At 68.9% G+C, this 14,736-nt stretch carries 5 protein-coding genes; all 5 read left to right on the top strand.

Going from position 1 to position 14,736, the window contains the following annotated elements; translation table 11 throughout:
- Positions 1–198 precede the first annotated feature (198 nt).
- Entirely contained in the window at positions 199–6,639 is a 6,441-nt protein-coding gene (locus BM397_RS15890) for a type I polyketide synthase (RefSeq protein WP_425425942.1), read from the top strand.
- 3 nt (positions 6,640–6,642) lie between these two features.
- Positions 6,643–7,650: a glycosyltransferase family 2 protein gene (locus BM397_RS15895; RefSeq protein WP_092425833.1), complete on the top strand. Its 1,008-nt coding sequence runs from the start codon at positions 6,643–6,645 to the stop codon at positions 7,648–7,650.
- A gap of 5 nt (positions 7,651–7,655) precedes the next feature.
- Complete coding sequence (locus tag BM397_RS15900) at positions 7,656–12,341, top strand: MupA/Atu3671 family FMN-dependent luciferase-like monooxygenase (RefSeq protein ID WP_092425835.1); 4,686 nt, start codon at positions 7,656–7,658, stop codon at positions 12,339–12,341.
- Between the two features lies 1 nt (position 12,342).
- A complete protein-coding gene (locus BM397_RS15905; RefSeq protein WP_245696102.1) occupies positions 12,343–12,999 on the top strand; it encodes a 4'-phosphopantetheinyl transferase family protein in 657 nt (218 codons plus the stop codon).
- A gap of 222 nt (positions 13,000–13,221) precedes the next feature.
- A complete protein-coding gene (locus tag BM397_RS15910; protein WP_092425840.1) occupies positions 13,222–14,532 on the top strand; it encodes a GumC family protein in 1,311 nt (436 codons plus the stop codon).
- Positions 14,533–14,736 lie beyond the last annotated feature (204 nt).

Here is a 14,736-nt window from a genome sequence, read left to right on the forward strand (position 1 = left end):
CACAACCGCGCGCGCCCCGCGCCCCGGCACAGACAACCTGATTTACCTCTGTTAAGATCGCCTCCGGCCGACAGTGCTGCCCCGGGGCGGAGGTTTGTTTCCCCGCTGGGGGGGGCTGGCTGGTTTGCGCCCAATTTTCTCCGTATTCAGGTTTTACCGAACGGAGGGTCGCGGGTTGGTGCGAGTGAGGGTTGGGTCTTGGAAGTTCTGAACGAGATTGCCGAGACGGACATCGCCATCGTCGGCATGGCCGCGCACCTGCCCGGCGCCTCCGACATTTCCGCCTATTGGGACAACCTGCGCGAGGGCCGCCGGTCGATCCGGCGTTTCTCCGAGGACGAGCTGCGCGCCGCCGGCGAGGATCCGGGCCTCATGCGCCACCGCGACTACGTGCCCTTCGGTGCGCCGCTGGACGGTTTCGAGATGTTCGATGCCGAGTTCTTCGGCTTCGCTCCCAAGGACGCGGCGATCATGGATCCGCAGCACCGGCAGTTCCTCGAGGCCGCCTGGGAGGCGCTGGAGACCGCCGGTCACGTGCCCGCGAGCTTCGACGGCGCCATCGGTGTCTTCGGTGGCGTCGGCATGGGCAGCTATTTCTCCGTCAACCTGTGCTCGAACCCCGACCTCGTGGACAGCACCGGCATGTTCCTGCTGCGCCATACCGGCAACGACAAGGATTTCCTGACCACCCGCCTGAGCTACGTGCTCGACCTGCACGGGCCGTCGGTCAACGTGCAGACTGCCTGCTCCACCTCGCTGGTCGCCACCCATTTCGCGGTGCAGGCGCTGTTGAGCGGCGAATGCGACATGGCGCTGGCGGGCGGCGTGACCATCGAGCTGCCGCAGAGGCGCGGCTATCTCTACAAGGAGAACGAGATCCTCTCGCCCGACGGCGAATGCCATGCCTTCGACCACCGCGCGCGCGGCACGGTCTTCGGCTCGGGCGCCGGGGTCGTGGTGCTGCGCCGCCTGAAGGATGCCATCGCTGATGGCGATCACGTCTGGGCGGTCATCAAGGGCTCGGCGATCAACAACGACGGCGCGGGCAAGGCCGGCTATCTCGCGCCCTCGGTGGACGGGCAGGCGCAGGCCATTGCCGAGGCGCAGGCCGTGGCGGGGGTCAGCTCGGACAGCATCGACTACGTCGAATGCCACGGCACCGGCACATACCTCGGCGATCCCATCGAGGTCGCGGCGCTGACCCAGGCCTTCGCCCAAAGCGGCTCTAGACAAGGGCATTGTCGCATCGGCTCGGTGAAGACCAACATCGGCCATCTAGACACCGCCGCCGGTGTTGCGAGCCTGATCAAGACCTCGCTGGCGCTGCACCACGGGCAGATGCCGCCCTCGCTGGGGTTCGAGAAACCCAACCCCGCCATCGACTTCGAAACCTCGCCCTTCGTGGTCAACGACAGGCTCACCCCCTGGCAGCGCGGCGATCACCCGCGCCGCGCCGGGGTGAACTCGCTGGGCGTCGGGGGCACCAATGCCCATGTCGTGCTGGAAGAGGCGCCGCTGCGCCCCGCCTCCGAAGCCAGTGACTGGCCGTTCCAGATCCTCACCCTCTCGGGCCGCAACAAGGCGGCGCTCGACGAGAACGCCAGACGCCTCGCCGCGCACCTGCGCGCGCATCCCGAGCAGCCGCTGGCCGATGTCGCTTTCACCCTGAAAGAAGGGCGCCACGACTTTGAGAAGCGCCGCGTGGTGGTCGCCGAAAGCCACGAGGAGGCAGCGCGCCTTCTGGAGGAAGAGTCCCCGCGCCGCGTGCATTCGCACAGCGCGCTGGATCGGCCGGACGTGGCCTTCCTCTTCCCCGGCGGCGGCGCGCAATACGCCGGGATGGCACGCGATCTCTACGAAACAGAGCCTGTTTTCGCCGACTGGATGGACCGCGGCCTGACCGCTCTGGCCGAGATCACCGACGAGGACATCCGCGCGCTCTGGCTGCCCGCGCTCGAGGCGAAGGCAGCCGCCGACGCGGCCCTGAAAAAACCTTCGCTGCAGCTGCCGTTGATCCTGATGATCGAGGTGGCGCTGGCGAAGCTCTGGATGAACTGGGGCATCGCGCCCGCCGCGCTCTCGGGCCATTCCATGGGCGAGAACACCGCTGCCTGTATTGCCGGGGTGATCAGCTTCGAGGATTGCATCGGCCTCGTGCACCTGCGCGGGCGCCTGTTCGACACGGTGCCCGCCGGCGGCATGCTCTCGGTCAGCCTGCCCGCCGAGACGCTGCGCGGCTACCTTGGCGACGACCTCGACCTCGGCGCGGTCAACGCGCCCGGGCTGTCGGTGGCTTCGGGGCCGGCCGAGGCGCTGAAATCCCTTGAACAGAGACTGAAATCGGACGGAATCGACTGCCAGCGCATCGCCATCGACATCGCGGCGCACAGCCGGATGCTCGAGCCGATCCTCGAGCAGTTCCGCGCCTACCTGCGCAGCATTGACCTCAGCCCGCCGCAGATCCCGCTGACCTCGAACCGCAGCGGCACCTGGATGACGCCCGAGGAGGCCACCAGCCCCGATTACTGGACCGACCACCTGCGCGGCACCGTACTCTTTGCCGAGTGCGTGGCGACTCTGGCCGCGGAGAAGAACCGCATCTTCCTTGAAGTCGGGCCGGGCAAGGCACTGTCCTCGCTGGCCCGCCAGCACCCGGATGTGCCGGCCCAGCAGGTGCTGAGCTCGCTGCGCCACCCGGACGAGCAGATCGACGACGACAAGTTCATGTTCGAGGTGCTGGGCCGTCTCTGGGCGCTCGGGGCCGGGATCGACTGGGAGCAGGTCTGGGGCGGCGCGCGCCGCAACCGCGTCGTGCTGCCCACCTATGGCTTCCAGCACGCGCCCTATTTCATCGCACCGGGCAAGACGCAGGCAGAAGGTGCTCCGAAACTACTCACCCGCTCCGATGACCTCGGCACCTGGGGCTGGGCGCCGGTCTGGCGCCCCCGCGCCGCCGAGGTGGCATTCGATATCGCCGAAGGGCTTTCGCAGGCCGAGCCGCAGGTCTGGCTGATGTTCATGGACGAGTCGGGACTCGCCGCCCGCTGCGCCGCGCGGCTCACCGCCGCCGGGCACGACGTGATCGAGGTCCGCCCCGGCGATGCCTTCACCCGCCTGTCGGACACGTCCTACATCCTGCCGCCGGAGCGCGGGCGAGAGGGCTACGACCTTCTGCTGCAGGACCTCGCGCTGCGCGGCCACGTGCCGACCCGAATCGCGCACTTCTGGCTAGTCACCGAGGGCGAGAGCCATCGCCCCGGGTCCAGCTTCTTCCACCGTGTGCAGGAGCAGGGGTTCTATTCGCTGCTCTTCCTCGCGCAGGCCATGGCCGAAGAGAACCTGCCGCGCCCGCTGCAGCTGACCGTGATGACCTCCGGCGCGGCGCAGGTTCGGCATGAGTCGCTGGAGCACCCCTCCAAGGCGACCATCGCCGGTCCCGCGCGGGTCATTCCGCGCGAGCTGCCGGGGGTGAGCGTCGAGACGCTCGACCTCGTGCTGCCGCCGCCCGCGACGGGCGGGCTGCTGTCCCGCCGAAAGGCGGAGGCGGAGCGCGCGCAGGCCCTGATCCAACTGACCGACCTCGTGCTCGAGGACCTTCTGGCCGAGCCGAAGGATGCCATCGCCGCGTTGCGCAACGGCCGCCGTTTCGAATGCTCCATGAAACCCGTACCGCTGCCCGAGGGCGCGCCGCAGCCGGGGCCGGGGACCTACCTGCTCACCGGCGGCTTCGGCGGCATCGGTCTCTCGCTCGGCATGGCCTTCGCCCGGCAGGGGGCGAAGCTGATCCTCGTTGCCCGCCGCGACCTGCCCGCCCGCGCCGACTGGCCCGACTACCTCGCCCGCCACGCGCCGCAGGACGTGCTGTCGCGCCGCATTCGTGCGGTGCAGGCTCTTGAAGACGCCGGGGCCGAGGTCATGGTCCTCGCCGCCGACGTCTGCAACCGCGCCCAGCTTCAGGCCGCGCGGGACGCGGCCGAGGCGCGCTTCGGCCGCATCACCGGGGTGATCCACGGCGCGGGGGTCATCGACGACGCGCCGCTGCTCGCCAAGACCCCCGCCTCGGTCGAGGATGTCTTCACGCCGAAGATCCACGGCACGCAAGTGCTGGGCGAGGTCTTCCCCGACGGCGCGACCGACTGGATCGTGCTGTTCTCGTCGTCGTCCACCGTCACCGCTCCGGCGGGGCAGGTGGATTACGTAGCCGCCAACGAGTATCTCAATGCCTTCGCGCGCGCCCGCGCCGGCGGGAAGACCAAGGTCACCGCGATCAACTGGGGCATCTGGAACGAGGTCGGCATGGCCGCCGAGGCCGTCGCCGCGCGCCAGGGCGAGCTGCCCGAGGCGCCGGTCGAGCCCACCGGGCTGCCGCTGCTCGATGCGGCAACCTTCGACCGCCTTGGCAACCGGCTGTTCACCAGTAGGCTCTCGACCGACGACTGGATCATCGGCGAGCATCGGACCCGGGCGGGCGACGCTCTGCTGCCGGGCACCGGCTACCTGACCCTCGCCGCTCATGCGCTGAAGGCGCAGCACGAGGACCAGCCTTTTGAGATCCGCGACCTGAGCTTCCTGCGTCCGCTGCGGGTGAGCGGGGACGGAAGCCGCGAGATGCGCCTGCGACTCACCCGCCGCGACGAGGGCTACGGGTTCGAGGTGCTGGCCGATGCCACGCTGAACGGGCGCCGGGGCTTTGCACTCACCGCGCAGGCCACGCTGGCGCTGCTGCCGATGGCGCGCCCCGCGCCGCTGGACCTCGCGGCGATCCGCGCCCGCTGCGGCAGGCCGCTGCGCGCGCCGCAGGGCGGCAAGCTCGCCGCCGCGCAGGAGGTGCAGCTCGACTTCGGCCCGCGCTGGAAGGTGCTGGACAGCCGCGCACTGGGGCAGGGCGAGGGGATCGCCGAGCTGTCGCTGCCGCCCGAGGCGGCGCAGGACGCCTGCCTGCTGCATCCGGCGCTGCTTGACATCGCCACCGGCTGGGCGATGGAGCTGATCGGGGGATGGCAGCCGACGCATCTGTGGGTGCCGGTCTCCTATGCCCGGGTGCGCGTTCATGCGCCGCTGCCGGAGCGCATCGTGAGCTGGGTGCGCAACGCGGCTGGGAACCGCGTCGAGGACGAGACCGCCAGCTTCGATGTCACGCTCTGCGCGCCCGACGGGACCGTGCTGGTGGAGGTCTCCGGCTTTACCATCCGGCGTCTCGAGACGCCCGACCAACTGCAGGTCACGCCGCGCCTCACTGCCGCCGAGTTGGAGGTCGATGAGACCGCCGCCGCGCAGCCGCTGTCGCCTGCCGAGGAGCGGCTGGCCCACAACCTCAGCCAGGGCATCCTGCCCGCCGAGGGGGTCGAGGCCTTTGCCCGCGCGCTCGCGCTGGGGCTGCCGCAGGTGGTGGTCTCGTCGATGGATCTGGACCAGCTCACCCGGCAGACAGCCGCCTCCACCGCCGAGAAGCCGGAGGGCCAGAGCTTCGATCGCCCGCAGCTCGACAGCGACTATGTCGCGCCCGAGGGCGAGATCGAGCGCCGGCTGGCGGGTTTCTGGGAGGAGCTGCTGGGCGTGCAGGACGTCGGGGCCGAGGACAGTTTCTTCGACCTGGGCGGCCACAGCCTGATCGCCGTGCGGCTCTTTTCCATGGTGCGCAAGGCGTTCCGCGTCGATTTCCCGATCTCGGTGCTCTTCGAGGCGCCGACCATCCGCAGATGCGCCGCGCTGATCGCCGAGCGCACCGGTTACACCGGCGAGGACGCGCCCGCAGAGCCGAAGGCTCCCGAGCGCCGCTTCACCCATCTCGTGCCCATGCACGACGGCGAGGGCGGTCCGCGACGGCCGTTCTTCCTTGTCGCCGGCATGTTCGGCAACGTGCTCAACCTGCGCCATCTCGCGCATCTGCTGGGGGCTGACCGGCCGTTCTACGGGCTACAGGCCAAGGGGCTCTACGGCGGCGAGGCGCCGCACGACAGCATCGAAGCCGCGGCGCGCGACTATATCGCCGAGATGCGGCAGGTGCAGCCCGAGGGCCCCTACATGGTCGGAGGCTTCTCGGGCGGCGGCATCACCGCCTACGAGATCGCCCGCCAGCTCGAAGCCATGGGCGAGGAGGTCTCGCTCTGCGTGCTGCTTGACACGCCGCTGCCCGTGCGCCGCCCGCTGGACCGCGGCGACCGGTTGCGCATCCAGTGGCAGGAGGCGAAGGCGAAGGGCGTCTTCTATCCGCTGATCTGGGCGCGCAACCGCCTGCGCTGGGAGATCGAGAAGCGCAGCGCGAAAGACGAGACCGAGGCTGGCCACGCCTTCCACAACGCCGAGATCGAGGCGGCCTTCCTCTCGGCGGTGGCGCAATACCAGTTGCGCCCCTGGGACGGGCGGCTGGTGCTCTACCGCCCGCCGCTGGTCGGCAAGTGGCAGGTCGGTGGCGGCCGTATGGTGAACTCGGAACGCGCCTACGTGCTGCACGACAACGACTGGGGCCAATACGTGCCGGGCGTCGAGGTGCACGAGGTGCCGGGGGATCACGATTCCATGGTGCTGGAGCCCAACGTGCGGGTGCTGGCCGCGCAGATGCGCCGCGCCATCGCCGAGGCCGAGGCAGAGCGCCTGAACAGCGCCGTTCTGAGCTTCGGCGCGCGGGCGGCGGAGTAGGCCATGCCCCGCGTTCTGGTCATATCGCTCAACTACCGCACCGCGGAAATGACCCTGCGCTCGGCGCAGGCGGCGCTGCGCGCGATGCAGGGCCTCGATGCCGAGCTGGTCATCGTCGACAACGACAGCGGCGACGGGTCTTACGAAACCATGGAGGCAGCGCTCGCTGGTGAGCCCTGGGCGCAGGGCGCTCCGATCCGGCTGATCCGGTCAGGCCATAACGGCGGCTTCGGCGCGGGCAACAACCTTGGCATTCGCGCCGGCATGTCGGACGGCAGCCACCCGGACTACGTCTACCTGCTGAACTCCGACGCCTTCCCGGCCGAAGGGGCGATTCGCGCGCTGGTCGGCCACCTCGAAGCGCATCCGCAGGCGGGCTTCGCCGGAAGCCGCCTGCTCGGCGAGGATGGCGCGGCGCAGATCACCGCCTTCCGCTTTCCCTCGATCGCCTCGGAATTCGAGGGCGCCGCGCGCTCGGGTCCGGTTTCGCGGCTGCTGCGGAACAAGGCTGTGCCCTTGCCCGTCCCCGCGGGGACACGGCCCGTCGACTGGCTGGCCGGGGCCTCGCTGATGATGCGGCGCAGGGTGCTGGACGAGATCGGGCTCTTCGACGAGACCTTCTTTCTCTACTTCGAGGAGACCGAGCTCTGCTTGCGCGCCGCGCGGGCGGGCTACGAGACGCATTATGTCCGCGAGAGCGAGGTCATGCACATCGGCTCGGTCTCGACCGGCATGAAGCGCTGGACCCGCGTTCCCGGCTTCTGGCTCGACAGCCGCTGGCACTATTTCTCGAAATCCCACGGACGGGGCTACGCCGCGCTGGCGACGCTGTCGCATGCCAGCGGCGGGCTGCTCTGGCGGCTGCGCCGGCTGATTCAGCGCAAGCCCCCCGCCGATCCCGCGCGGTTCCTGCGCGATCTTCTGTCCCATGACCTCCGCGCCCTGTTCCGGCCCGCGCCGGGACGTGCCGTCCCCGCGGGGACGGCACGCGCAGAGGCGAAGGTGGAGTGAATGTGATGGCCAAGTTTACCTCTGTGGTGATCGGCAACGAGTCTCTGCTGGTGCAATGTTCGGAGAAGCTGCTGGCGGCAGGCCACGAGATTTCTGCCGTGGTGACGCGCAATCCCGATATCGGGAATTGGGCCGCGGCCAAGGGAATCGAGGTCGTCGCCCCCGGGCGTGGGCTGGCGGAGCGCCTGCCGCAGGCGTTCGACTACCTGCTGTCGATCTCGAATCTGGATATTATTCCCGCCTCCGTTCTGGCGCTGCCGTCCAAGGGGGCGGTGAACTTCCACGACGGGCCGCTGCCGCGCCACGCCGGGCTCAACGCGCCGGTCTGGGCGCTGATCGAGGGCGAGACCCGCCACGGCATCAGCTGGCACATGATTGAGGGCGGCGTGGACGAGGGCGATATCCTCGTGACCCGCGGCTTCGACATTTCCGGAACCGATACGGCGCTGACGCTGAACGCCAAGGCCTTCGAGGCCGCCATCGACAGTTTCGACGAGGTGATCGCGCAGCTGGCGGGCGGGCTGAAGCGCGTTCCGCAGGACCTCGCGCAGCGCAGCTACCACGCGCTGGCCAACCGGCCGTCGGGGCATGCTCTGCTGGACTTCACCAAGCCTGCCACCGATCTCGCGAGACTGGTGCGGGCGCTGGATCATGGCGGTTATGCCAACCCTCTCTCGGCCCCCAAGCTGCGCGCGAACGGCCGGCTCTGGCTGGTTGGCGCGGCGACGGGGATCGAGGGGTGCGGCACGCCCGGCGAGATCCTCGAGGCCACCGACGATCACCTCACCGTCGCCTGCGGCAGTGGAGCGCTGCGGCTGGCGCATTTCGCCCATATCTGTGGCGCGCCCGCGCTGGTGGCGCAGGTCGGCAAACCCGGCGGATCGCTGGATATGTTGGAGCCGGACGAGCGGGCCCGGATCGACAGCGCCATCCGTGCCGTCGCCCCGCATGAGGGCTTCTGGCGGCAGCGGCTCGCTGACCTGAGGCCATTCGAGCTGCCGGGGCTGGGCCGTTCCGCAGGCGAGATCACCATGCGCCCGCTGTCGCTGGGCACGGCGGACATCGGCTCTGTCGTTGCCGCCTTTGCCGCGCGGCACGACGAGCAGGGAGGCTGCGACATCGCGCTGAGCGATCTGGCGCTGAGTGGGCTGGCCAAGAGCGGGATCATCACCCCCTGGGTGCCGCTGCGCGCGGAGAGCGCGGGGGATGTGGCGGCGCTGGAAGCCGGATTGGCGATCTCGGTTGCCGAGGCGAAGACGCGCCGGGGCTTTGCCACCGATCTGCCCGCCCGCACGCCCGAACTGACCGGTGCGCCGCAGGTGCCGCATCTCGGGCTGAGCCTTGCCGCCGGCATGGTCCCCGGTACGGCGCTGACCGTCGAGCAGACGGCGCAGGGGGCGATCCTTCATGCGGACACCGGGTGCATCTCCGCCGCGCAGGCCGAGCTGATCGCCGCCCGGCTGGAGCTGATCGCGGCGCATCTGTCCGGCGGCGGAGCGGTTGCCGAGCTGCCGATCCTGCCCGAGGCCGAACGGGCCATGGTCGTCGACCTGTGGAACGCCACAGGGATGGAGCATGACCGAGGCCTTACCATTCAGGCCGCCTTCGAGGCACAGGCGGCGAAGACGCCAGAGGCCGTGGCGCTTGTCTTCGAGGGGCAGAGCCTGCGCTATGCCGACCTGGATGCGCGCGCCAACCGCGCCGCGCATGTGCTGCAGGCGATGGGCGTCGGGCCGGACGTGGTCGTCGGGCTCTGCACCCGTCGTTCGGTCGACCTGATGGTCGGGGCGCTCGGCATCCTCAAGGCGGGCGGCACCTACCTGCCGCTCGATCCGTCCTACCCGGCGGACCGGCTGCAGCACTACATTGCCGACAGCGGCGCGCCGGTGATCGTCACCCAGTCGGCCCTGGCGGACAGCCTGCCGGAGCACGCGGCGCAGCTCCTGCTGCTCGATGCCGATCCGCGGCTCTCGCAGGCCCCGGCGACGCGCCCCGAAGCGACCAGCGGCCCCGAAGACCTCGCCTATCTGATCTACACCAGCGGCTCGACCGGCACGCCCAAGGGGGTCATGGTCGAGCAGCGCAACGTGGTGAACTTCTTTGCCGGCATGGATGCTGTGGTGCCGCATGACCCCGCCGGAACGTGGCTGGCAGTGACCTCGCTCAGCTTCGACATCTCGGTGCTGGAGCTGTTCTACACGCTGGCGCGCGGCTTCAAGGTGGTGCTGACCTCGGACGAGGATCGCGGGCTGATCTCGAACGGGCCGATGCCGCTGTCGGATCAGCGCATGGACTTCTCGCTCTACTACTGGGGCAACGATGACGGCGTCGGGCGCGACAAGTACCGGCTGCTGCTGGAGGGCGCGAAGTTTGGCGACAAGCACGGCTTCTGCGCGGTCTGGACACCCGAACGGCATTTCCACGCCTTCGGCGGGCCCTATCCCAACCCCTCGGTGACCGGGGCGGCGGTGGCGGCGGTCACCGAGAACCTGGCGGTGCGTTCGGGCTCGGTGGTCTCGCCTCTGCACCACCCGGCGCGGATCGCCGAGGAATGGGCGGTGATCGACAACCTGACGAACGGTCGGGCCGGGCTGGCACTGGCCTCGGGCTGGCAGCCGGATGACTTCGTGCTGCGCCCGGAGAACACGCCGCCGGACAACAAGAAGGCGGTGATCGAGAATATTTCCCAGATCCGGGATTTGTGGGCTGGCAAGCCCGTATCCTTCCCGCGCAAGGATGGGACGCTGTTTGACGTGGTGACCCAGCCGCGCCCGGTTTCGAAGGAGCTGCCGCTCTGGCTGACCGTCGCGGGCAACCCGCAGACCTGGAAGGACGCCGGCACCCACGGCTGCAACGTCCTGACGCACCTCTTGGGGCAGAGCATCGACGACGTGGCCGAGATGATCCGCCTCTACCATGCGTCGCTGCGCGAGGCCGGGCGCGACCCGAAGGATTTCACCGTCACGCTGATGCTGCACAGCTTCGTTGCGGGCACCCGCGAGGAGGCGCGAGAGACTGCTCGCGGCCCGATGCGCGAATACCTGCGCTCGGCGGCGGCGCTCATCAAGCAATACGCCTGGGCCTTCCCGGCGTTCAAACGCCCAAAAGGGGTGAACAACGCCTTCGATCTGGACCTCGACATTCTGGAGCCGGAGGACCTCGAGGCGATCCTCGATTTCGCCTTCGAGCGCTATTTCAACGAAAGCGGGCTCTTCGGCACGGTCGAGGACGCACTGGAGCGGACCGAGCAACTCAAGCGCATCGGCGTGGGCGAGATCGCCTGCCTGATCGACTACGGCATCCCGGTGGACACCGTGCTCGAGGGGCTGAAGCCGCTGGCCGAAGTGGTGAAGCGGGCGAATGTCGCGCCGGAACTGGCCGAGGACGATTTCTCGATCGCCGCGCAGATCCTGCGCCATGGGGTCACCCATATGCAGTGTACGCCCTCGATGGCGCGGATGATCGCGATGAACGACGAGGCGCGGTTTGCGCTGTCGAAGGTGGATCACCTGTTCCTCGGCGGCGAGCCGCTGCCCGGCGCGCTGGTCGAGGAGTTCGGGCGGATCACCGACGCTTCGGTGACCAATATGTACGGGCCCACCGAGACGACGATCTGGTCCTCGACCGAGGATGCGCTCGCCGCCGAGGGTGTGGTGAACATCGGCCTGCCGCTGGCGAACCAGCAGCTCTACGTGCTGGACGAGGCGCAGCAGCCGGTGGGCGTGGGTGTGCCCGGCGAGCTTTGGATCGGTGGCGAGGGCGTGACGCGCGGCTATTGGGGCCGCGAGGCGCTCACCGCCGAGCGGTTCGTTTCCAACCCGTTCCACGAAGGCCGCATGTACCGCACCGGCGATCTGGTGCGCCGTCGCATGGATGGCCGGATCGATTTCATCGGCCGGGTCGATCACCAGGTGAAGCTGCGCGGCTACCGCATCGAGCTGGGCGAGATCGAGGCCGTCATGGAGGCGCAGCCGGGCATTTCGCAGGCGGTGGTGGTGGCGCGCGAGGACGCGCCGGGGGACCTGCGGCTGGTGGGCTACTACACCGCCGCCACCGAGATGAACGACGCCGCGCTGCGCACCGAAATGGGCCGGGGGCTGCCGGGCTTCATGGTGCCGGCGCATTTCGTGAAGCTCGATGCCTTTCCGTTGACCCCGAACAAGAAGGTCGACCGCAAGGCGCTGCCCGCGCCCGTGACGCGCCCGGCCCGGGTGGCCAAGCCAGAGCCACGGCCTGCGCCCGCGGTCGCAGCGCCGTCTGCCGGTGGCACACCGCCGGGCAGTGCCGACTTGGCGAAGCTCGAAACGCGGATTGCCGAGATCTGGTCGACGGTTCTGGGGGTGCAGGGCATCTCGGGGCGCGACAATTTCTTCGAGCTGGGCGGGCATTCGCTGCTGGCGGTGCAGGCGCATCGGGCGATCCGCGACGAACTTGGCGCGAAGGGGCTGTCGATCACCGATATCTTCCGCTTCCCGGTGCTGGCCGACCTGGCGGGCCGGGTCGCAGGGCTGTTCGGGGGAGGGATGATCGAACCCGCGCCCGCACCAACGCGCGCCGCGCCCGCCCCGGAGCCCGCGCGGGTGTCGGAGGAGCCCGCCCCTGTCCCCGCGCCGCCGCGCAACGAACGGGCCGGCGCAAGGGCCGATGCCATGGCCCGGCGGCGCGAAATGCGCGCCCGGCGCAGAGCCTGACGTGGCGGGTCCCGAGGATCTCCGCGACCTGCTGAGTCGGGCGCCGCTGCCGGAGGGCGTGGTCTGGGCGGTCTCGGAGCCGGTGGCGGATCTCTCCGAGCTCCATCCCGAAGAGCGTGCCGCCATTTCCAATGCGGTGCCGAAGCGGCAGGCGGAATTTGCCGGGGGACGGCTCGCCGCGCGCGCGGCGCTGCGCCAGCTCGGGCTGAGCGGTGGCCCGATCCTTAAGGCGAAAGACCGTTCGCCGATCTGGCCCGAGGGGGTGGTTGCAAGCATCACGCACACCGGCGGGCTCTGCCTTGCAATGGCGGCGCGGGCCCGCGACTGGCGCGCTCTGGGCATCGACCTCGAACTCGACCGCCCGATGAGATCCGACCTGATCCCGGCGATCACCTCGATCACCGAGCTGGCGCGGCTTTCGCCCATGCCCTTCTCGCAGGCGGCGGTGCGGATCTTCAGCGCCAAGGAAGCCGCCTACAAGGCGCAATACCCGCTGACCGGGGCGCTCTTCGGCTTCGAGGCGATGGAATCGCGTCTGCCATTTGGCGAGATGCAAATGGTGGCGGAAATTGGGCTGGGAAAAGGCGCACGACTTCCGATGCTCCAGATCGCCAAATTTGACCTCATCCTGTCCTTATGCGCCATTCCTCACGCATAAGAGATAAAAATACCCCACAATATGACTTAAATGTGTTCCTGATTGCGGTTCCGGACACGAAGTGTTTCCCGAAATGCCGTGCATGAACATGGCGTAAACTGGGCGCATAGGTTACACTTTGACATGAAAACGGCGCGTCTGTTTCCGGTCTCAACCCCAAATTGGCCGGGTGCAGGAGCGTCGCTTTCCGAACGCATTGGGGGCCTTTGCGGGAGTGTATTTGTGAACCAGTTCCAGTCGTTTTCCGAGGTGCTCTCCGCATTGCGCCGCCGCTTCGGGCTCATCTTCCTGATCTTCGTGGTCGGCACGGGAATCTCCGTCCTCTTCGCGCTTAACCAGACCAAGCTCTATGAGGCGACGGCCGTGGTGCAGATCGAGGAGGCGCAGGTCGCCCCCAATCCCACCAGCCCGACCAGCGCGGCAGAGGATGCCTCGCGCCGGGTGCAGCTGATCGAGCAGCGGATCATGTCGCGCGACAACCTCGTGCGGATCATGCAGAAGCACGACCTGTTCACCGCCGATCCGGCGATGCCGATGACCCAGCGCGTGTTCCAGATGCGCAAGTCCGCGTCGATCGAGGAGATCCGCGACATCAGTGCCGGCTTCGGCCCGCAGAGCGCGCCGTCCGGTTTGATGATCACCGTCGAACTCGACGATCCGCAGAAGGCCGCGGACGTGGCGAACGAGCTCATGGACTCGGTGATCGAGCTGTCGCGCAGCCGCAGCGAGACCCGCGCCCGCGATGCGCTCTCTTTCTTCGAGGCCGAAGCGGCCCGGGTGGAGGCCGAGATCGAGGCGATGGATGCCCGCATCGCCGACTTCAAGACACAGAACTCCGAGGCGTTGCCGTCGGGCCTGGCGGCAATGCGCGACCAGCTGGCAACGCTGGAGGACAACAAGCTGGAACTGGATCGCGACATCGTCGCCCTGCAGGCCAATTCCGCCCGTCAGCGCGAAGATGTGCAGGCGCGTCAGCTGGCGCTGCTGCAAGAACAGAAGCAGCTGATCGGGGCGCGCGTCACCTCGCTGGAGGACACCATCCGCCAGGCACCCGAGGTCGAGCGCGAGCTCAGCGGGCTGGAGCGCGAGCGCACCCAGTTGCAGGATCAGTACAGCGTGATCACCCGCCGCAAGGCCGACGCCGAAATGGGGCAGATGCTCGAAGACCGTCAGCAGTCGGATCGCTTTGAGGTCCTCGAGACGGCGCTGGTCCCTGAGGTCTCCGGCTCCAAGAGCCGCCGCAAGCTGGTGGCGGTGGGTGCCGTTGCGAGCCTGATCGCCGGTCTGATGTCCGCCTTTGCCGCCGAGATGATGAACCCCGCGCTGCGCAGCGCGGCGCAGATGGAGCGGGTGCTGGGCATCCAGCCGGTGGTCGCGATTCCCCCGGTGAAGACCCGCCGCGACCGGCGGGGCCGGGGTCTTGGCATCCTCGCTCTGGTGCTGGCCGCCGCGGCGCTGATCTTCGGCGTGATGCGGGTGCTGGGCGACAGGCTGCCGCTGATCGAACGCTTCCTGCCGCGCGTCGGGGCATGAGTGCGGGTCGGGATCGTCGCCGGCCCTGGAGGAACGGAAAGGCGGACCCGGAGCACGTGCAACAAGTAGTGCCGTCTCGGGCTCATTGCGGCGTAGCCACATCACCAGGTTGAAGAGCGGCTCTCGAAGAAATCTTCGGGAGTTTTCCGCAATGAAGGACGGCTAGGCGGACACTCCGGCCCTTCGCGAGGGCGGTCAAATTGA

It is taken from the genome of Alloyangia pacifica (assembly GCF_900116195.1).
GTDB classification, from domain to species: domain Bacteria; phylum Pseudomonadota; class Alphaproteobacteria; order Rhodobacterales; family Rhodobacteraceae; genus Salipiger; species Salipiger pacificus.